Here is a 20,127-nt window from a genome sequence, read left to right as displayed (position 1 = left end):
CTTCGTGTTCCGCTATCGCGCCCGTGCGGTCAGCGCAGGCGCACCGGCACGTAGATCGCCGGCTGGCCGCGGCGCTGGACGCGCAGCAGCACGGCTTCGCGGTTTTCCGCCTTGGCGGCGCGCACCACGGCTTCGAGATCGGCGATGCTGGTCAGCGCGCGGTAATTGGCCGACAGGATGATGTCGCCGCGCTGCAGCCCCTTGGAGCCGGCGTCCGACGAATCGTCGACCGCCGTGACCACCACGCCGCGCGTATCGTCGCTGGCGCCAAGCTGGCGGGCGATCTGGGTGGTCAGCGGAATAGCGGCCAGGCCCAGCGACTGCTGGATCACGGTGCCGTTCTGCTTCTGGCTCTGGCTCTTGCCACCGAAGCTGTCGTCCTGATCCTGCGCGTCGGGATCGAAGCTCTGCTTGGCCAGTTCCTCTTCGGTCGGGCGCTTGTCCACCACCGCGTTCACGGTCAGGCGCTGGCCGTTGCGGACCAGTTCGATCGGGATGCGCGTGCCGGGCGCGGTGTTGGCGACGATGAACGACAGCGTCTGTTCCGGCGTCACTTCCTTGCCCGCCACGGAGACGACCACGTCGCCCGCCTGGATGCCGGCCTTGGCCGCGCCATGGCCCGGCTCCACCGACTGGATGAATTCGCCGCGTTTCTTGGCCAGACCCAGCGAAGCGGCCAGATCGTCCGACAGCGGCTGGATGCGCACGCCCAGATAGCCGCGTTCGATCGCCTGGCCCTTGATCAGCTTGTCCACGATCGGCGCGGCGGTTTCGGCGGGAATGGCGAACCCGATCCCCACGCTGCCGCCGGTGGGCGAAAAGATCGCGTTGTTGATGCCGATCACGTTGCCCTGCATGTCGAACATCGGACCGCCCGAGTTGCCCCGGTTGATCGATGCGTCGGTCTGCAGATAGCGGTCATAGGCCGAACCCGAACCGGTGTTGCGATAGACCGCCGAGATGATGCCCTGCGTGACGGTGCCGCCCAGGCCGAACGGGTTGCCGATCGCGATCACCCAGTCGCCCACGCGCGCCTTGCGCGAATCCCCGAACTTCACGAACGGGAAGGGCTTGGAACTGCTGATCTTCAGCACCGCGAGGTCGGATGCGGCATCGCGGCCGATCAGCTTGGCTGGATAATCGGTGCCGTCGGTCATCGTCACGGTGATCGATTCGACCTCACCCTGGCCGTCGGCGGTGATGACGTGGTTGTTGGTCACCACATAGCCGTCGGCGGAAATGACGAAGCCCGATCCCAGCGACTGCGCCTCGCGCGTGGTGGTGCCGCCGCCGCCCTGGCCGCCGCCGAACAGATCGCCGAAGGGCGTGCCGGCGAACGGATTGTTGTTCTGCACCTTCACCCGCTGGCGGGTGGAGATGTTCACCACTGCCGGCTGAAGCTGCTGGGTCAGGTCGGCGAAGCTGGCCGGCGCGCCGGCGCGGGGGACGACCGCCTGCATCTGCGCGCTGTCGTTCTGCGCGACCTGCGCCCCGGCGGGAAATCCGGTGACCAGCGTCAGAGCGCTGCCGGCGAGGAGCAGGGCCGTAGTCACACCATAAGCATATCGCACGTGGCCATTTCCTTCTTGTCTGTTCGATTGGGGCGGAGTGCCGCCGCGTGAGATCCCGCCCCGTTTTTCACGCTTTGTTGCATGAACGGGATTTGAATGACGCGGTTCCTACTTTCCCCTGAACTGCTTCAGATATTCGTTGTCCGGCGACAGCACGATCGAGGTGCTGCTGCCCTTCTGCGCGAAGGTCGCGTCATAGCTCTGCATCGCGCGGTAGAAGTCGTAGAACGCCGGGTCCTTGCCGAAGCTGTCGGCATAGGTCTTCGCGGCGGAAGCGGACGCTTCGGCGCGGATGATCTGCGCGTTCTTCGAGCCCTGCGCGCGGATCGTCGCCGCCTCCTGCTGGCGCGCGGTGCTCATCCGGGTGAAGGCGCTGTCCAGCGGGGTGCCGTCGGGCAGATCCGCCCGCTTGATCCGCACATCGATCACTTGCGCGCCGTATTCGCGCGCTTCGCTGTCCAGCCCGGCGCGGATGTTGGCCATGGCCTGCCCCCGTTCGGCGGTCAGCAGCGAGGCGAAGGTGCGGTTGCCCAGTTCCTGGCGCAGCGCCGAATTGAGGATTGGCTGGAGCTGTTCGGAAACGCGGTCCACCGTGCCGGCGGTCTGGTACATCTTGACCGGATCGATCACGCGGTAGCGGGCATAGGCGTCCACCTCCAGCCGGCGCTGGTCGGCCGAGGTCACCTGCTGGCGTTCCAGGTCGACGTCCAGCACGCGCTTGTCGATGCGCACGGCCTGTTCGAAGAACGGAATCCGCCAGCTCAGGCCCGCTCCGGTCTGGCCGTAGTCGGTGTTGGGCCGGAAACGGTTGATCACGCGCACGGGATCGCCCAGCCGGACGATCAGCACCTGTTCCTTTTCATCGACGACGATCAGCGAACTGATCGCCAGCAGCAGCACCGCGGCCAGCACGCCGAGCAGCACCTTCTGTTCGCGCCACAGGTTCTCGAAGAAGCCGCCCATGTCAGCGGCCCTCCGTCGGTGCGGGCTTGGGTTGCTGCATGAGTTGCGGCAACGGCAGATAGGGCGTGACGCCCGGCGTTTCGACGATCACCTTGTCGGTCTGGCTCAGCACGCGTTCCATCGTTTCATAGTACATCCGGCGCCGCGTCACTTCCGGGGCCAGCTTGTATTGTTCATAGACCTTGTCGAACGCGGTTGCATCGCCCTGCGCGCGCGCGGTGGTTTGCTGCGCCCAGGCCTGCGCGCGGTTGACGTCGCTCTGCGCGTCCTGCTGTGCGGCCAGCACTTCCTTGAATGCGTCCACCACCTTGGCGGGCGGGTCCACTTTCTTGATGTCCACGCCCTGGATCAGGATGCCCGAACGGTAGGCGTCGAGCACCTTCTGCATCCGGTCGCGCGCGCTTTGTTCGATCGAGGCGCGGCCTGCGCCCATGGCGTCGTTCAGCGTGACTTCGGCGATCGACTGGCGCATCGCCGCTTCGGCCACCTCGCGCACCGTCTGGTCCGGATCGGCCAGCTGGAACGAATAGAGCTTCAGGTTCTTGATGTTCCAGCGCACGAGGTACGACAGGTCGACAAGGTTCTGATCGCCCGTGAGCATCAGCTTCTCGCCATCGCCTTCCGGAATCGATTCCCGGCGGATCGAGGTGACGTCCTGCGTCGCGACCGACTGGATCGGCCAGGGCAGCGTCAGCGCCATGCCGGGGTCCAGCATCCGCGAATACTTGCCGAACGTGGTCACCACGCCCTTTTCCTGCGGCGAGATGCGATGGACCATGGAAGCGCCCAGCCAAACGGCCGCGACCAGCGCGATGCCGATCGGCAGCCACGACTTGCCGTCCGGCCGCTGCGGCAGGCGCGGCAGCGTCGGCCCCTTGCCGCCGCCGCCATCGCCTCCGCCAGGACGGCCGCGCCCGGTGCGCGCGCGGAAGATGTCCTCGATGCTGGCGGAGCGCCGACCTTCGCCCGACGAAGGCGGCAGCCAGGGATTGCGGGGGCCGTTCGGCTGCTTCGGCTCCTGCGGCTTTTCGCCCGCCGGCCCGTCCGGCGCATCGGCGTCCTCGCCACCCGTGGCCGAAGGCGCGGCGCCACCCGGCTCGCTGCCGTCGGCGCCGTCAGGATCGCCCCATGGGCTTTTCTTGCCGGCCATCGCCAGGCTGATGCGCGTCATCCGCTCGCCAAAACTGCTCATGAGGTCGTTATAGGAACGGGTTTCGCGGAAAAACAGTGTCTCCTCCCCAAAATTCATCTGCTAGGACGCGCGCGAGTTGGAAGGCCCGGAAGAACAGGAAAACACGTGAGTCTGAACGAAGACGCGCTGCGAAGCGCCCTTGAGGAACTGGCCGGCGCGCGGCTGGAATCGCTGCGCGGTGCGGATGGCATCGCCACGATCGTGCTGGACGTCGGCGGGATGGACCGCATGGAGCGGGACCGGCTGGAAATGGCGGTGCGCGACGCCGCGCGCAAGGCGGGCGCGCAGGACGTGCGGCTGGCGATGACCGCGGAGAAGCGCCAGCGCCGCATCATCGCGGTCGGTTCGGGCAAGGGCGGCGTGGGCAAGTCGACGCTCTCGGCCAATCTCGCGGTCGCCATGGCGCGGCTGGGGCGCAAGGTGGGGCTGGTCGATGCCGATATCTACGGCCCTTCGCAGCCGCGCCTGCTGGCGACCGAGGGCCGCCGCCCGGAGGCCGAAGGCAACAAGATGATCCCGGTGCCTAGTCCGTTCGGCGTGCCGATGCTCTCGATGGGGCACCTTGTCCAGCCCGGGCAGGCGATCGCCTGGCGTGGGCCGATGGCGGGCAACGCGCTGGGCCAGCTGATCGACGCGCACTGGGGCGATGCCGAGATCATCGTCGTCGATCTGCCGCCGGGCACCGGCGACGTGCAACTGACCATGCTGCAGAAGCACAAGCCCGCCGGCGCGGTGATCGTGTCCACGCCGCAGGATCTGGCGCTGATGGATGCGACCCGCGCGATCGGGCTGTTCGAACAGGGGCAGGTGCCGCTGATCGGTCTGGTCGAGAACATGGCCGGCTATATCTGCCCCCATTGCGGGGAAGAGAGCGACCCGTTCGGCATCGGCGGCGCGGAGGCGGCGGCGAAGACCATGAACCTGCCGTTCCTGGGCCGCGTGCCGCTGGACCTGGCGATCCGGCGCGACAGCGATGCGGGCCACCCGCCGGCGGCGGGCGAAGGGCCGCAGGCGGAAGCCTTCGCCACGATCGCGCGCGGCGTGCTGCGCTGGCTGGACGGGCAGGGCTGATCGCGTGGCGCTGGGCGGGCGGCTGACCCGGCGGGGGCTGCTGGTCGGTGCGGCCGGCGCCGCCGCGGCGGGTGGCGGCCTGCTGTTGGCGTTCTCGCTGGTGCCGCGCCACTACGCCACGCCATTGCGCGCGGGCGATGGCGAGCATGTTTTCGACGCCTTCATCCGGATGGCGGCGGATGGCGCGGTCAGCGTCGCCGTGCCGTTCTGCGAGATGGGGCAGGGCATCACCACGCTCGTCGCGCAGATCGTCGCGTGGGAACTGGGCGCGGACTGGCGGCGTGTGGGCGTGGAACCCGCGCCGGTCAGCCCGGTCTATGCCGATCCGGTGCTGGCCGCGCACTGGGCGCCGCTGTGGATGCCGCTGGGCGCGGGGCTGGCGGAGAATCCGGACGGGATGCTCGCCCGGCTGAAGGCCGAACGCGAGCCGATGATGATAACCGCGGATGGCACCGCGCTGGCCGCTTTCGAACAACCGCTGCGCGCGGCCGCCGCCGGCGTGCGGGCGATGCTGGCCAAGGCGGCGGCGGCGGAATGGAACGTCGGCTGGGAGGAATGCGAGGCGCGGGATCATTTCGTGATCCATGGCGGCAAGCGGCTGGCCTTCGCCGCGCTGCTGGAAAAGGCGCTGGCCTACGACCCGCCCGATCCGCCGGTGCTGCGCGCCGGGGCGCCGGCGGAAAGGCCGCGCGATTTTCCCGAAGGCGCGCGGGCGCGCTATCCCCGGCTCGATCTGCCGGCCAAGGCGGACGGCAGCTTCGTGTTCGCGGGGGATGTTCGGTTGCCGGGCATGGTCTTCGCCGCGATCGCGCACGGGCCGCAGGGCAACAGCGTGCTCTCCAGCCACGACAAGGACGCGGCGGCGGGCGTGCGCGGCCTTGTCGGCGTGGTCCATGCCAAGCGCTGGCTGGCGGCGGTGGCGACGACCTGGCACGCGGCGAACAAGGCGGTTAAGGCGATGGAGCCGCGTTTCCGGGCGGCCGGCCCGATCGCGGACAGTGCCGCGATCGACCAGGCGCTCAATACCGCGCTGCAAAAGGGCCGTCCCGTCCGCGTTGCCGCGGATGGCGATCCCGATGCCCTGCTGGAAAAGGCCGGGCCGGGGAAGCTGGGGCTTGCCGCTCGCTACGATGTCGAGCCGGCGCTGCACGCGCCACTGGAAACGGCCACGGCCACGGCGCGGCTGCGCGACGGCAAGCTGGAGCTGTGGGTGGCGACGCAGGCGCCCGAACGGGTGCGCCGCGCCGGCGCGCTGGCGGCCGGCGTCTCGCGCGCGGACGTGATCGTTTATCCGATGCACGCCGGCGGCAGCTTTGATGCGCGGCTCGACAGCCGCGTGGCGGCGGAGGCGGCATCGATCGCGCGGCAGGTGGGCCGCCCGGTGCAACTCGTCTGGTCGCGCTGGCAGGAATCGCTGGCCGGCCTGCCGCGCGCGCCGGTTTCGGCCGAGCTGGCCGGTTCGCTCAGCCCCGATAAGCAGCATGTCCTTGGCTGGCGCGCGCGCATGGCGCTGCCGCCGACCGCGATCGAATCCGGCCTGCGGCTGCTGCATGACCGTGGCGTGCCCGACGCGCTGGAAGCGAGCGAGGGGAGGGCCGATCCGCTCGCCTGCGAAGGGGCTTTGCCGTTTTATGGCATTCCGGAAAAGGCGGTCGATCACATCGCGGCCAGCCTGCCGCTGCCGACCGCGCGCTATCGCGGCAATGCCCATGGCTATGCCGCGTTCTGCAACGAGAGCTTCGTCGATGAACTGGCCCATGCCGGCGGGCAGGAGCCGCTGGCGTTCCGCATGGGCATGCTGGGCGGGCAGCCCCGCCTGGCCGCCTGCCTTTCCGGCGTGGCGCGCATGGCGATGTGGGGCGGCGGGGCGGACGCTTCGGGTCAGGGCATCGCCTGCCATCGCATGGACCTGCCGACGGGCAGCGGGCAGGTGCGCAGCGGCTTCATCGCGGTCGTGGCCACCGCCCGGCAGGACGAAGGCGCGGTCCGGGTCGACCGGCTTTCCGTGTTCTGCGACATCGGCCGGATCGTGAACATGGACATTGCCCGGCAGCAGGTGGAGGGCGGCCTGGTGTTCGGGCTGGCGCAGGCCATCGGCGGCAGCACGGCCTATGCCGGCGGGCTGCCGGTGTCGGGACGCCTCGCGCAGCTCGGCCTGCCTTTGCTGGGTGATTGCCCGAAAGTCGATGTTGCATTCGCCGAAAGCAGCGAGGAACCGTTCGATCCGGGGGAACTGGCCGTGGTCGCGGTCGCGCCCGCCATTGCCAACGCCCTGTTTTCGGCCACGGGGTTGCGGTTTCGCCGGTTGCCGCTGCTATCCGAAGGTCTGTGACGCGCATGACTGTGAACGTATCCTCCGCCAATCACCGGCCCGCCGACCACCCGCCGGTCGCCACCGGCCGGATCGGCGTGCTGCTGGTCAATCTTGGCACGCCGGACGCGCCCGAGCGCGGCGCCGTGAAGCGCTATCTCAAGGAATTCCTGTCCGATCGGCGCGTGGTCGAGATTCCCGCGCTGCTCTGGCAGCCGATCCTGCGCGGCATCATTCTCAACACGCGGCCGGCGAAGTCGGCCCATGCCTATGGCCAGGTCTGGGGCAGGGACGGATCGCCGCTGGCCGCGATCACCGCCGCGCAGGCGGCAGCGTTGCAGGCCCGTCTTGAGCAGGCGCATTCCGGCGATGCGGTGATCGTGCGCCACGCCATGCGCTATCAGAACCCGGCGATCGCGCGCGAACTCGATGCGCTGGTGGAGGCCGGGTGCGAACGCATCCTGTTCGCGCCGCTCTATCCGCAGTATTGCGCCGCCACCACGGCCAGCGCGCTCGACGCGCTCGGCACGTGGATCGCCAGCCGCCGCCGCCTGCCGGCCCTGCGCACGCTGCCGCCCTATCACGACGATCCGCTGGCCATCGCCGCGCTCCATCGCGATCTTTCCCGCCAGATGGCGGTGCTGGACTTCGTGCCCGAACTGCTTCTGCTGAGCTACCACGGAATGCCCGAGCGCACGCTGCATCTGGGCGATCCCTATCACTGCCATTGCCGCAAGACGTCCCGGCTGCTGCAGGAGGCTTTTGCGGATACGCATGCCGGCCTGCGGATCGAAACGACCTTTCAATCGCGGTTCGGGCGTGCCCGCTGGCTGGAGCCGGCCACCGACGCCGTGCTGAAGGCTGAAGCGGCCCAAGGCACGCGGCGGATCGCCGTGGCCGCGCCGGGCTTTTCCGCCGATTGCCTCGAAACGCTGGAGGAACTGGCGATTCGCGGCCGCGATGATTTCCTGGCGGCGGGCGGAACCGACTTTGCCACGCTTTCCTGCCTCAACGCGGGGGAAGAGGGCGTCCGCCTGCTCGAAGCGCTCGTGCGGCGCGAGCTTGCGGGGTGGCTATAAAGCGCTTATCGGCATCTTCGAAGGACGAGGCGCCGGAAACCGGTCGAATCTGTTGACGATTCGCCCGCCTGTGGGTATGGGCGCCGCTTTCCGGCGGGCTTGCCCGCCTTGTACGTGCAAGCAACCAGGATTTTCCCGGTCCGTCTCCGGACGGCCCGCCAGAGGACAGAAACAGGACAGACATGGCCAATACGCCGCAAGCCCGCAAGCGCATCCGTCGCAACGAACGTCGCGCCGAAATCAACGGCAACCGCCTTTCCCGTATCCGCACCTTCGTGAAGAAGGTCGAATCGGCGATCGCCGGTGGTGACAAGTCGGCGGCGGCTGAAGCGCTCAAGGCGGCGCAGCCGGAACTGGCGCGTGGCGTGGCGCGCGGTGTGCTTCACAAGAACACCGTGGCGCGCAAGATGTCGCGTCTGACCAAGCGAGTCGCGGCTCTCTGATTCGACCGCCCATCCCTCATCGGGGATGATGCTCAGGGTCGATACGGATATCTGACAGAGGAAAAGGCCGGCGGTTTCATCGCCGGCTTTTTCGTTTTTCGGTTCCGTGACTATTTGCGGTCGCAGCAAGTCATGGATTTTCCGCGATTCGCTTTGCCTCTGTAGCGAAACGTATATTTTTCAAATACTTATTTGATTTCCGCGGCGTCTGGCGAGTCAAGGCGATTTATTTCAGTTTTTTTGCGTCGCCACGCTTGCGCTCCGCCCCCCGTCACCAATAGACAGGCTGAACCGGCATCGTTGATCTCACGGAGCCGTAACAAGCACTGGGATCAGCGTGACGGTGTCACGGAAATCGCATGGTTCGAGTCCGCTGGCGGAATCCCCGCCGGCGGTCGGGGGTTCGTCATGTCTGCGGCGGGGGGATGTCGTCGCAGGCCTTGATCAGGTCGGGACAGCGCCGCGTGAAGATGGATGAATTTGGCAGCGCGGGCGGCTACCGCGCACCGGCTGCGCGTGGGGGCGGCTCGGAAGCCGTTTCAGGCAGGAAGGGACGGGACGGGATGATCGAGGACCAGGAAGCGCTGGATCTGGCAGCGGACTGGGCCGACATCAGCCAGGGTCTGAAAAAGGATCTGGGATCGCAGCTGCACGGGCAGTGGATCAAGCCGATCCAGCTTGGCAGCTTCTGCAAGGAAACCGGCACGCTCGACCTGTTCCTGCCGACCGAGTTCTCCGCGAACTGGGTGGCGGATCGCTTCGCCGATCGCCTGTCGCTGGCGTGGAAGATCGCGCGGTCGGAAGTGCGTCAGGTGCGCATCACGGTGCATCCGCGCCGCCGCGCCATGCCCGAACTGCGCATCGGCGGCGATGCACCGGTGCCGGCGGCGTCGGCCACCGTGCGTACCCCGGCTTCGATCGGCATGTCGGATTCGCTGGTTTCGGGCCTCGATCCCTCGCTGATCTTCGCGGAGTTCGTGAGCGGTTCGGCCAACGTGCTGGCAGTCAACGCGGCGCAGCGCATGGCCGCGCTGGAGACGCCCCAGTTCTCGCCGCTCTATCTCAAGGCCTCGACCGGGCAGGGCAAGACGCACCTGCTGCACGCGATCGGCCACGCCTATGCCGCGAACCGGCCCGGCGCGCGCATCTTCTACTGCTCGGCCGAGCGCTTCATGATCGAATTCGTACAGGCCATGCGCCAGAACGAGATGATCGAGTTCAAGGCGCGCCTGCGTGGGTTCGATCTGCTGCTGGTCGACGATATCCAGTTCATCATCGGCAAGGCGAGCACGCAGGAGGAATTCCTGCACACGATCGACGCGCTGCTGGCCGCCGGCAAGCGGCTGGTCGTCGCGGCGGATCGCGCGCCGCAGGCGCTCGATGGGGTCGAACAGCGGCTGCTGTCGCGCCTGTCGATGGGGCTGGTGGCCGATATTCAGCCGGCCGACATCGAACTGCGCCGCAAGATCCTCGAACACCGCCTGTCGCGCTTCACCAGCACGCAGGTTCCGTCCGACGTGATCGAATTCCTCGCGCGCACGATCAACCGCAATATCCGGGAACTGGTCGGCGGCCTCAACAAGCTGATCGCCTTCGCCCAGCTCACTGGCCAGCCGGTCTCGTTGCAACTGGCCGAGGAACAGCTCACCGACATTCTCTCGGCCAACCGCCGGCGCATCACGATCGACGAAATCCAGCGCACGGTCTGCCAGTTCTACCGCGTGGACCGCACGGAAATGGCCTCCAAGCGCCGAGCCCGCGCCGTGGTTCGCCCGCGCCAGGTGGCGATGTATCTCGCCAAGGTGCTGACGCCGCGCAGCTATCCGGAAATCGGCCGCAAGTTCGGCGGGCGCGATCACTCCACCGTGATTCACGCGGTGCGGCTGATCGAGGAACTGCGCACGCGCGATGCCGACATGGACGGTGACGTGCGCACGCTGCTGCGCCAGCTCGAAGACTGACGGGAAACGGGGCGGGCCTGACACGCCCCGCGCCTGTCGATTGCTTCAGACCAGACCCAGCTTTGCCAGCTCGCCGGCCAGCCCGGCGGGCAGGGCTTCGCCCGCTTCCCCCATGGCCAGATCGCGCGGCGCGTCCTTGTCTTCCAGATAGCGCCATCCCTGGTGCGCGCGGCGCGGCACGGGGTGGACGTCGATCAACTGGGTGGAGATGACGATGTGCGTCTTGCCGCCCTCGGCTTCCTCGAAGCCCAGGATCGGCGAGCGGGCGACGAGCTGGTGCTTCAACACCCAGAACAGCGATCCGCCGACCATTTCGGCGTGGCGCTTGGGCAGGTAGCGCGTGGTCAGCCGCGCTTCCGGTCCGCGCTGCGCGAACCAGGCGTGGACCTCGGTCAGCGACTGCGCGCCATAGGCGACCTTGGTCATGTGCAGACGCGGGGCTTCATCGTCCATCAGGCCTTCATCGTCCATCAGGCATCGTCCATCGTCAGGCGCCGATTCCCGCCAGTGTCGCCAGCCCCAGGAAGCTCAGGAAGCCCATGCAATCGGTGCACATCGTCACGAACACCGCGGAAGAGGTGGCCGGATCGATGTTCATGCGATCGAGCGTGACGGGCACGAACACCCCGGCCAGCCCGGCGACCATGTTGTTGATGAAGATCGCGGCGGCGAAGACCAGCGCCAGCGGCACGCTGTGCCAGATGAAGAACGAGCCGATCCCGATCAGCGTCCCGAGCGAAACGCCGTTGGTCGCCGCGATGCGGAACTCGCGGCTCAGCACGCGCAGGGTGTTGCTGCTGGTCAACTGGTTGGTGGCGATGGCGCGCACGATCACGGCCAAAGTCTGCGTGCCGGCGTTTCCGCCCATGCCGGTGACGATGCCCATCAGCGTCGCCAGCACCGCGTAGCGCGCGATCTCGGCATCGAACAGGCTGACCACGCTGGCGGCCAGCATCGCCGTCGGCAGATTGACCAGCAGCCACAGCAGGCGCGTGCGCACGGTGAGGTGCAGCGGTTCGTTGATGTCGCCATCGCCGGCGCCGGACAGCAGCAGCGCGTCCTCGCCCGCTTCTTCCTGGATGATGTGGACCACGTCGTCGACGGTGATCTGGCCGACCAGCCGCCCGTCCTCGTCGACCACCGCGGCGGAGATCAGCGCATACTTCTGGAAGCGGAGCGCCACTTCCTCCTGATCCATCGTGACCGGAATCAGCGTCTGGTCGCGCTTCATCACGTCCGCCAGTGCCACGTCGCGCGGCGTGCGCAGAATCCACGAAAGCACGCAGGTGCCGATCGGGCGGTGCTTGTGATCGACGATGAACACTTCCCAGAACTCGGTGGCGAGGTCCTGGTTTTCGCGCAGATAGTCGATGAGATTGCCGACGGTGAGATGTTCGGGCACCGCGATCAGATCGCGGCTCATCAGGCGGCCGGCGGTCTCTTCCGGATAGGACAGCGCGCTTTCGATTGCGGCGCGGTCTTCCGGATCGAGCTCGGCGAGGACGGCTTCCTTGTCCTCCTCGTCGAGGTCCTCGATCAGGGCGACCGCGTCGTCGGTCTCCATCTGCTCGGCCAGCTCGGCGACTTCGTCGGGATCGAGCTGGTCGATCAGCGATTCGCGGACGTGATCGTTGAGTTCGGCGAGCACTTCGCCGCCCATCAGGTCGTTGATGGCGCGGGCCAGCCGGGGGCGTTCCTCGGGGTCGATCAGCTCGAACAGGTCGGCGATGTCGGCGGGGTGCAGCGGTTCGACCAGGTCATAGACGGCGTCGCGGTCGCCTTCGTCCAGCGCATCGCAGACCTTGCGGATGAATGCCGGCTTCAGCGTGTTGTGTTCTTCGTCCAGACTCTCCGCATGGCGCGCGCTTTCCTCGGCCGGCGATGCATCGCCGCCGTCGGCAAGGGCCAAGTCGATGGCCAGGTCGATCCGGTCGTCTTCGCGCTCCATCAAGGGCCGGGATAGGCGGTCGCAAGCCAAAAGCAACGCCCGAAAAGAGCATGGCGTGACTTTGTCGGGGAAGACCCTATATCGGCGGCAGACAAGGAAGGATTTTGTGACAGATGGCTGAAGAGAAACTCGTCTTCTCGCTCGATTCCGGCGATGTCGTGATCAAGCTGCGCCCCGATCTTGCACCCAATCATGTGGCGCGGATCAAGGAACTGGTCGGCGAAGGCTTCTACGACGGCGTGAAGTTCCACCGCGTGATTCCGGGCTTCATGGCGCAGGGCGGCTGCCCGCAGGGCACCGGCATGGGTGGCTCGGACAAGCCCGACCTGCAGGCGGAATTCAACAGCGAACCGCACGTGCGCGGCGTCTGCTCGATGGCGCGGACGAGCTATCCGCATTCGGCGAACAGCCAGTTCTTCATCTGCTTCGACGATGCGCGCTTCCTCGACAAGCAGTACACCGTCTGGGGCCAGGTCGAGAGCGGCATGGAACACGTCGATGCGCTGCCCAAGGGCGAGCCGCCGGCAAACCCCGGCGTTATCCGCAAGGCGAGCATCGTCTCGGCCTGATCGACCGGCACGGCTCGATTGCAAAAAGGGAACCGACCCCGTCGGTTCCCTTTTTTCATGTCCGGGCAAATGCGCTATAAATCGCCAAATCCCGGTGATTGCATTATGCGCAATTACACTTTTGCGTGGGAATATAAGGAATTGCTACGACGGAAGTAGTGGTTATCAACCACTCGCCACGGGTCTACGCGCGGCCAAACAGCGGAGAGTCCCATGTCTCAGTCCTCCCTTTCGCAGCGCATTGCCCATCCGGCCCTTCAGGCGCGCGTGACCGATGCCGATGGCGCCGCCGCGCTGATACCCCCCGGCTCCACCGTCGGCATGAGCGGCTTTACCGGCGCGGGTTATCCCAAGGCGGTGCCGCTGGCGCTGGCAAAGCGGATCGAGGCGGCCCATGACGCGGGCGATCCGTTCCGCATCAAGGTCTGGACCGGGGCCTCGACCGGCCCGGAACTCGATGGCGCGCTGGCCAAGGCCAAGGGCATCGATTTCCGCCTGCCTTATAATTCGGACCCGATCGCGCGCGAACAGATCAACCGCGGCGAGATGAACTACTTCGACATGCACTTGTCGCAAGTCGCGCCGATGGCGTGGCAGGGCTTCCTTGGCCCGCTCGACATCGCGCTGATCGAAGTGACCGCGATCCTGCCCGACGGATCGCTGGTGCCGTCCTCGTCAATCGGCAACAACAAGACCTGGCTCGATCGCGCCGACAAGGTGATCCTCGAAGTGAACCGCTGGCAAAGCGAGGCGCTGCACGGGATGCACGACGTCTATTACGGCACCGCTCTGCCGCCGCACCGGGTGCCGATCCCTCTGATCCGCCCCGAAGACCGCATCGGCCAGACGACGTTCCGGTGCGATCCCGCCAAGGTGATCGCCGTGGTCGAAACGGATTCGCCCGATCGCAACCAGCCGTTCAAGGCGCCAGACGCCAACGCGCGCGCCATCGCCGGGCACCTGATGGAATTCTTCGCGCACGAAGTGAAGATGGGCCGCCTGCCGCCGTCGCTGCTGCCGATCCAGTCGGGCGTGGGCAACATCGCCAACGCCGTGCTGTCGGGGCTGATGGACAGCCCCTTCGAGAACCTGACCGCCTATACCGAAGTGCTGCAGGACGGGATGCTTGACCTGCTCTCCACCGGCAAGCTGCGCATGGCTTCGGCCACGGCCTTCTCGCTCAGCCCCGAAGCGGCCGAGACGATCAACGCCGATATGGCGCGCTATCGCGACCGGCTGGTACTGCGCCCGCAGGAGATCAGCAACCATCCCGAACTGATCCGCCGGCTCGGCTGCCTCGCGATGAACGGGATGGTCGAGGCCGACATCTACGGCAACGTCAATTCCACGCACCTGATGGGATCGCGCATCCAGAACGGCATCGGCGGGTCGGGCGATTTCGCGCGCAACGCCTATATCTCGATCTTCATGGCCCCATCGACCGCGAAGGGCGGCCAGATTTCGACGATCGTGCCGCAGGTCAGCCACGTCGATCACATCGACCAAGACGTGCAGATCATCGTGACCGAACAGGGCCTGGCGGATCTGCGCGGGCTGCCTCCGCGCAGCCGCGCCGAACTGGTGATCGGCAACTGCGTGCATCCCGCATACCGGGATATGCTGGCCGATTATTATGCGCGTGCCTTGCGCGATTCCTGGGGCAAGCATTCGCCGACGCTGCTGACCGAGGCGCTGGCATGGCACCAGCGCTATATCGATACCGGTTCGATGTTGGCGCCAGCCGGCTGACGGGGTGGGCGGCTTACCGCTCCCACGGCGGCACCGGGCTGAAATGGCGGCGCAGGTGTTCGGTGAACGCGCCGACGCTGGCCGCCATGTGCTGGCCCGCCGGCCGGATCGCATAGATCGCCACGTCGTCGCTGCCCTGGTGATCGGGCAGCACGCGCACCACGCGCCCTTCGGCCAGGTCTGGCCGAATGTCCCACAGCGAACGCAGCGCGATGCCCACGCCCCCCAGCGTCAGTTCGCGCACGACCTCGCTCGAATTGGTGGCGACCACACTCTCCGCGTCGATCGTCACCGGCCGGCCGTTGGCGCTGAGCCGCCACGGCAACTGGCCACGCGCGGCGAGCAGACGGTGCCCGGCGAGGTCGCGAATCGATGCCGGCGTGCCGTGCGTGGCGAGATAGGCGGGAGACGCGCAGAGGATGCGGCGGCTTGGCGCGAGCCGCACCGCCTCCAGCCCGCGTTCCACTTGCGCGGTGATGCGGATGGCCAGGTCGATCCGTTCCGCCAGCAGATCGGTGAAGCCGTCGCTCAGCTCGATCTCGATCCGCACCTCGGGGAAGCGTTCGAGGAACGAGGGCAGCAGCGGGGCGATGAACATGCGCCCGAACGAGGTGGGGGCGGCGATGCGCAGCGGACCCTTCGGCGCCAGCGTGCGCCCGGCGACGCGCGCCTCGGCATCGTCGATGCTCGCCAGGATCGCCAGCACATCGGCATGGAAGCGCGCGCCCTGTTCGGTCAGTTCCAGCCGCCGCGTCGTGCGCCGGATCAGTTCGGCACCCAGCCGCTCCTCCATCCGCGCCAGCCGCTTCGACACCATCGGGGGGGAAAGCCGTAGCGCGCGCGCCGCGCCGGCCAAGCTGCCGCTGGCCACGATCTGCGCGAAAAGCCGATAGTCCCGATCCCCGTCCATTGGTTCTCCAGAAGAATGATTGTCGTAACTTTAATCACTCTACCGAACGAGAAGGCCGAAGGCTAGAATGCGCGCATCGGAATGGATGCGCATGGGAGCAAGCGATGAGTGAACGGGTTGAACGCAGCGGTCTGAAGGTCGATGACCAGCTGGCGGCTTTCCTCGAACAGCGCGTGCTGGCGCCGATCGGGCAGGACGCCGCCGCCTTCTGGCAGGGCTTTTCCGCGCTGTGCGATCGCCTCGTGCCGCAGAACCGCGCGCTGCTGGCCAAGCGCGATGCGCTGCAGGCGCAGATCGACGCCTGGCATCTGGCGCGTAAGGGCCAGCCGATCGACGCCGACGCCTATCGCGCGTTCCTGACCGAGATCGGCTATCTCGTGCCCGAACCGGAGGACTTCCTCATCGGCACGCAGAACGTGGACGAGGAAATCGCCACGATGGCGGGGCCGCAGCTTGTCGTTCCCGTGCTCAACGCGCGCTTCCTGCTCAATGCCGCCAACGCGCGCTGGGGCAGCCTCTATGACGCGTTCTACGGCACCGACGCGCTCGATGCGCCGCCGGCGCGCCCCGGCGGGTATGACGAGGCGCGCGGCGCGGCGGTGATCGCTGCCGGGCGCCAGTTCCTCAATGGCGCGCTGCCCGGCTGGGAAGCGGCGCTGACCGGCGGCGAATGCCCGCATCCTTACGCCACGCGCGATGGCGGGGTGATGTTCAAGCACAACGGGTTGCACATCGAAGTGGTGATCGATCGCAATCACCCGGTGGGCAAGGGTGATCCGCTGGGCATTGCCGACATCGTGCTCGAAGCCGCGCTGACCGCGATCGTCGATCTGGAGGATTCGGTCGCCGCGGTCGATGCCGAGGACAAGCTGGCGGCCTACGCCAACTGGCTGGGCGTGATCCGGGGCGATCTGGCCGATACGTTCGAGAAGGGTGGCCAGACCATCACCCGCACGCTGGCGGAAGACCGCACCTGGCACGCGCCTTCGGGATCGGCGTTCAGCCTGCCGGGGCGCAGCCTGCTGTTCGTGCGCAATGTCGGCCATCTGATGACCAATCCGGCGATCCTGCTGGCCGATGGATCGGAAATCCCCGAAGGCATCCTGGACGCGGTCATCACCTCGGCGATCAGCACGCACGACGTGAAGGGCCTTGGCCGCTTCCGCAACAGCCGCACCGGCAGCATCTACATCGTCAAGCCCAAGATGCACGGGCCGGAGGAAGTGGCTTTCACCAACACCCTGTTCGATGCGGTGGAAGACCTGCTCCGGCTGCCGCGCCACACCGTCAAGGTCGGCGTGATGGACGAGGAACGCCGCACCAGCGCCAATCTTGCTGCCTGCATCGCGGCGGTGAAGGACCGCATCGTGTTCATCAACACCGGCTTCCTCGATCGCACGGGCGACGAGATACACACCTCGATGCAGGCCGGCGCGATGATCCGCAAGGGTGCCATGAAGGCCTCCGGCTGGATCGCCGCCTATGAAAAGCGAAACGTCTGCATCGGCCTGCACCATGGCCTTTCCGGCAAGGCGCAGATCGGCAAGGGCATGTGGGCCGCGCCGGACATGATGCGCGACATGATGGACCAGAAGATCGGCCATCCGAAGACCGGCGCCAACACCGCCTGGGTGCCTTCGCCCACGGCCGCGACGCTGCACGCCACGCACTATCACCAGGTCGATGTCTTCGCCGTCCAGAAGGACGTGGCGAAGGAGGAAACGCCGGGGCTGGATGCGCTGCTGGCGGTGCCGCTGGCGGCGGGCGCGAACTGGTCGGAAGACGAAGTGCGCGCGGAACTGGACAACAACGCGCAAGGGCTGCTGGGCTATGTCGTGCGCTGGATCGATCAGGGCGTCGGCTGCTCCAAGGTGCCCGACCTCAACGACGTGGGCCTGATGGAAGACCGCGCCACGCTGCGCATTTCCAGCCAGCACATCGCCAACTGGCTGCTGCACGGCGTTTGCTCGAAGGAGCAGGTCCTGGATTCGTTGCACCGCATGGCCGCCAAGGTGGATGCGCAGAACGCGGGCGATCCGCTCTACGAGCCGATGGCGGGCAACTGGGACACCAGCTTCGCGTTCCGCGCGGCCTGCGATCTGGTGTTCAAGGGCGTGGAGCAGCCCAACGGCTACACCGAACCGCTGCTGCACGCCTGGCGGCAGAAGAAGAAGGCGGCGATCGCCAAGGTGGCGGAGCCGGCCTGATCCGCATTGACAGGGCAGGGCTCGGCATGGTTGCTTCGCGGCCATGACCGAGCCCAAAGTCTCCGGACCCGCATCGTACTTCCCGTCGATCGAGAAAAAGTACGGCAAGCCGATCGCCGAATGGAAGGCGCTGGTCCGCGCCGCGCTTCCGGCGAAGCATATGGAGCTGGTGGCGATGCTGAAGGATCAGCACGGCCTGGGCCATGGCCACGCGAATGCCATCGTGGCGCACACGCTGGCGGAGGCGGACGGCTAGCCCGGCGTTTACGGCGTCAGGGCACGCGCGATCGCGACGAATTCCTCGACGCTCAAGGTTTCGGCACGACGCTGGGGGTCGATGCCCAGTGGCTCCAGCACGTCCAGCGCGCCGGGCAGGCCCTTGAGCGACTGGCGCAGCATCTTGCGGCGCTGGCCGAAGGCGGCCTCGGTCACCCGTTCCAGCATCCGCGCGGAGACGCCCGCGGGCATCGCCGCCGGCTCGACATGCACGATCGCCGACATGACCTTGGGCGGCGGGGTGAACGCGCTGCGGTGCACTTTCATCGCGATGATGGGGCTGGCGCGCCACTGCGCCAGCACGGCGAGCCGGCCATAGGCATCGGTGCCGGGCCGGGCGACGATGCGCTCGGCCACTTCCAGCTGGAACATCAGCGTCAGCGATTGCCAGCGCGGCGGCCATTCCTGGCCGGAAAGCCAGCCGGTGAACAGCAGCGTGCCGACGTTGTAGGGCAGGTTGGCGGCCACATGCCACGGCCCGTCGAACAGCGTGGCGGGATCGATCCGCGTCGCGTCGCCCTCGATCACGGTCAACTGGCCGGGGAAGGCATCCGACAGTTCCGCAAGCGCCGGCAGGCAGCGCTTGTCCATCTCGATCGCGGTCACGTTCGCCCCGGCGCGCAGCAGCGCGCGGGTCAGCCCGCCGGGGCCGGGGCCGACTTCCAGCACGTTGGCGCCGCGCAGGTTGCCGGGCACCTTGGCGATCCGGTCCAGCAACTGTTCGTCGAACAGGAAGTTCTGGCCCAGCGCCTTGCTGGCGAACAGACCGTGGCGGTTCACCACCTCGCGCAATGGCGGCAATTGGGGCGGCAGGTCGGTCATGCGGAAAGCCTGCGCACCGCGCATTCCCCGGCCATGCGGATTGCGGCGACGGTCGCGCCCGCGCGCGCCGTGCCCGTTCCGGCGATGGCGAAGGCGGTGCCATGGTCGGGCGAGGTGCGCACGATCGGCAGCCCCAGCGTGACGTTGACGCCGGCGTCGAAATCCAGCGCCTTAAGCGGGATCAGAGCCTGATCGTGGTACATGCAGATCGCCGCGTCATAGGTTTCGCGCGCTTCGGCGTGGAACATCGTGTCCGCCGGCAAAGGCCCGCGCGCGTCGATCCCGGCGGCGCGCAGCGCGGCGACGGCGGGGGCGACCACCTCGGCATCCTCGTGCCCCATGCGGCCGTCCTCGCCCGCGTGCGGGTTCAGCCCGGCGATGGCCAGCCGGGGGTGCGCGACGCCGAAATCGCGCGCCAGCGCCGCCGCCGTGATCGCGGTGCGCGTGCGGATAAGCTCGGCAGTCAGCAGCTCGGGCACGGCGCGCAGCGGGACGTGGACGGTCACGGGCACCACGCGCAGGCTTGGCCCCGCCAGCATCATCACCGCGTTCCGGGGGGTGACGCCGCAGGCTTCGGCGACGAATTCGGTCTGCCCCGGCTGGCGGAAGCCGATCGCGGCAAGGCGGCTCTTGGCGATGGGGCCGGTGACGATGCCCGCCGCGGTGCCGGACCGGGCAAGGCCGGTCGCCGTTTCCAGCGCGCGCAGCGCGAGCGCCGCGCCGGCTTCGTTGGGCTGGCCGGGGGTATAAGGGAGGTCTCCCAGGTCTATGACCGGTAGCGCGGTATCATAGACCTCCAGCGCTTCGTCCGGCCCGGCGATGGCGCGCACCGGAACCTCGATACCGCGCCGATGCGCCGCCTGTTCGAGCAGCGCCCGGCTGCCTACTACGAAGAACGGGGGCAGGGCTTCGGCGCCGCTCAGCGCCCAGGCTGCGCAGAACAGTTCGGGGCCGACACCGGCGGGATCGCCGATGCTGGCGGCGAGGGGAAGGGAAAGCGTCATAGCGGTTCCCTGTCATGCGCCGGGCCGCCGGTCCTTGCGGATTCGCAAAGA

The 20,127-nt window shown here is 67.5% G+C and carries 17 protein-coding genes; 9 read left to right on the top strand and 8 right to left on the bottom strand.

Annotation, left to right across the window (positions count from 1 at the left end; translation table 11 throughout):
- Positions 1-29 precede the first annotated feature (29 nt).
- The 3 genes from F1640_RS07200 to hflK form a co-directional block, all read right to left on the bottom strand.
- Positions 30-1,571, bottom strand: coding sequence for a Do family serine endopeptidase (locus F1640_RS07200; RefSeq protein ID WP_190287280.1), 1,542 nt, complete (start codon positions 1,569-1,571; stop codon positions 30-32).
- Positions 1,572-1,679: 108 nt separating this feature from the next.
- Complete coding sequence (gene hflC / locus F1640_RS07195; RefSeq protein ID WP_124810018.1) at positions 1,680-2,534, bottom strand: protease modulator HflC; 855 nt, start codon at positions 2,532-2,534, stop codon at positions 1,680-1,682.
- A 1-nt stretch (position 2,535) separates the two neighbouring features.
- Positions 2,536-3,726 carry a protease modulator HflK gene (hflK, locus tag F1640_RS07190; RefSeq protein ID WP_255530302.1) on the bottom strand — a complete coding sequence of 397 codons (1,191 nt, stop codon included), beginning with the start codon at positions 3,724-3,726 and terminating at the stop codon, positions 2,536-2,538.
- A 303-nt stretch (positions 3,727-4,029) separates the two neighbouring features.
- Here hflK and F1640_RS07185 point away from each other — a divergent pair, with 303 nt between their 5' ends.
- From F1640_RS07185 to dnaA, 5 genes are all read left to right on the top strand, one after another.
- A complete protein-coding gene (locus tag F1640_RS07185; RefSeq protein WP_233497363.1) occupies positions 4,030-4,797 on the top strand; it encodes an Mrp/NBP35 family ATP-binding protein in 768 nt (255 codons plus the stop codon).
- 4 nt (positions 4,798-4,801) lie between these two features.
- Positions 4,802-7,129, top strand: coding sequence for a molybdopterin cofactor-binding domain-containing protein (locus F1640_RS07180; protein ID WP_309229216.1), 2,328 nt, complete (start codon positions 4,802-4,804; stop codon positions 7,127-7,129).
- Positions 7,130-7,134: 5 nt separating this feature from the next.
- Complete coding sequence (gene hemH, locus F1640_RS07175) at positions 7,135-8,187, top strand: ferrochelatase (RefSeq protein ID WP_194918474.1); 1,053 nt, start codon at positions 7,135-7,137, stop codon at positions 8,185-8,187.
- A 182-nt stretch (positions 8,188-8,369) separates the two neighbouring features.
- Positions 8,370-8,630, top strand: coding sequence for a 30S ribosomal protein S20 (rpsT, locus tag F1640_RS07170; RefSeq protein WP_124810021.1), 261 nt, complete (start codon positions 8,370-8,372; stop codon positions 8,628-8,630).
- A gap of 563 nt (positions 8,631-9,193) precedes the next feature.
- Positions 9,194-10,591, top strand: a complete 1,398-nt coding sequence (dnaA, locus tag F1640_RS07165; RefSeq protein ID WP_124810064.1) for a chromosomal replication initiator protein DnaA — start codon at positions 9,194-9,196, stop codon at positions 10,589-10,591.
- A 45-nt stretch (positions 10,592-10,636) separates the two neighbouring features.
- Here dnaA and F1640_RS07160 read toward each other — a convergent pair whose 3' ends face one another.
- Positions 10,637-11,062 (bottom strand): DUF1489 family protein, encoded by a 426-nt coding sequence (locus F1640_RS07160; protein ID WP_255530301.1) that lies wholly within the window; start codon positions 11,060-11,062, stop codon positions 10,637-10,639.
- A 16-nt stretch (positions 11,063-11,078) separates the two neighbouring features.
- Positions 11,079-12,539 carry a magnesium transporter gene (mgtE, locus tag F1640_RS07155; protein WP_194918472.1) on the bottom strand — a complete coding sequence of 487 codons (1,461 nt, stop codon included), beginning with the start codon at positions 12,537-12,539 and terminating at the stop codon, positions 11,079-11,081.
- A 113-nt stretch (positions 12,540-12,652) separates the two neighbouring features.
- Here mgtE and F1640_RS07150 point away from each other — a divergent pair, with 113 nt between their 5' ends.
- Both F1640_RS07150 and F1640_RS07145 read left to right on the top strand, forming a co-directional pair.
- The gene (locus tag F1640_RS07150) at positions 12,653-13,108 is read left to right on the top strand and encodes a peptidylprolyl isomerase (protein ID WP_124810023.1); all 456 of its coding nucleotides are present in this window, start codon (positions 12,653-12,655) and stop codon (positions 13,106-13,108) included.
- Between the two features lie 213 nt (positions 13,109-13,321).
- Complete coding sequence (locus F1640_RS07145) at positions 13,322-14,857, top strand: acetyl-CoA hydrolase/transferase family protein (RefSeq protein WP_194918470.1); 1,536 nt, start codon at positions 13,322-13,324, stop codon at positions 14,855-14,857.
- A 13-nt stretch (positions 14,858-14,870) separates the two neighbouring features.
- On the opposite strand, the gene F1640_RS07140 is transcribed toward F1640_RS07145, so the two are convergent.
- The gene (locus F1640_RS07140) at positions 14,871-15,767 is read right to left on the bottom strand and encodes a LysR family transcriptional regulator (RefSeq protein ID WP_194918468.1); all 897 of its coding nucleotides are present in this window, start codon (positions 15,765-15,767) and stop codon (positions 14,871-14,873) included.
- Positions 15,768-15,871: 104 nt separating this feature from the next.
- Here F1640_RS07140 and F1640_RS07135 point away from each other — a divergent pair, with 104 nt between their 5' ends.
- Both F1640_RS07135 and F1640_RS07130 read left to right on the top strand, forming a co-directional pair.
- Entirely contained in the window at positions 15,872-17,974 is a 2,103-nt protein-coding gene (locus F1640_RS07135) for a malate synthase G (RefSeq protein WP_194918465.1), read from the top strand.
- Positions 17,975-18,017: 43 nt separating this feature from the next.
- Positions 18,018-18,230 carry a DUF4287 domain-containing protein gene (locus F1640_RS07130; RefSeq protein ID WP_194918463.1) on the top strand — a complete coding sequence of 71 codons (213 nt, stop codon included), beginning with the start codon at positions 18,018-18,020 and terminating at the stop codon, positions 18,228-18,230.
- A gap of 8 nt (positions 18,231-18,238) precedes the next feature.
- On the opposite strand, the gene rsmA is transcribed toward F1640_RS07130, so the two are convergent.
- Together rsmA and pdxA are read right to left on the bottom strand one after the other, a co-directional pair.
- Positions 18,239-19,072, bottom strand: coding sequence for a 16S rRNA (adenine(1518)-N(6)/adenine(1519)-N(6))-dimethyltransferase RsmA (rsmA, locus tag F1640_RS07125; RefSeq protein ID WP_194918461.1), 834 nt, complete (start codon positions 19,070-19,072; stop codon positions 18,239-18,241).
- Entirely contained in the window at positions 19,069-20,076 is a 1,008-nt protein-coding gene (gene pdxA, locus F1640_RS07120) for a 4-hydroxythreonine-4-phosphate dehydrogenase PdxA (RefSeq protein WP_194918459.1), read from the bottom strand. Before pdxA ends, rsmA begins: the two co-directional genes overlap by 4 nt.
- Between the last annotated feature and the right edge of the window lie 51 nt (positions 20,077-20,127).

Source organism: Novosphingobium sp. NBM11, assembly GCF_015390225.1.
Taxonomy (GTDB): Bacteria; Pseudomonadota; Alphaproteobacteria; order Sphingomonadales; family Sphingomonadaceae; genus Novosphingobium.
Note: the sequence above shows the minus strand (reverse complement) of the source record. Positions and strands in the feature narration are given on the sequence as shown.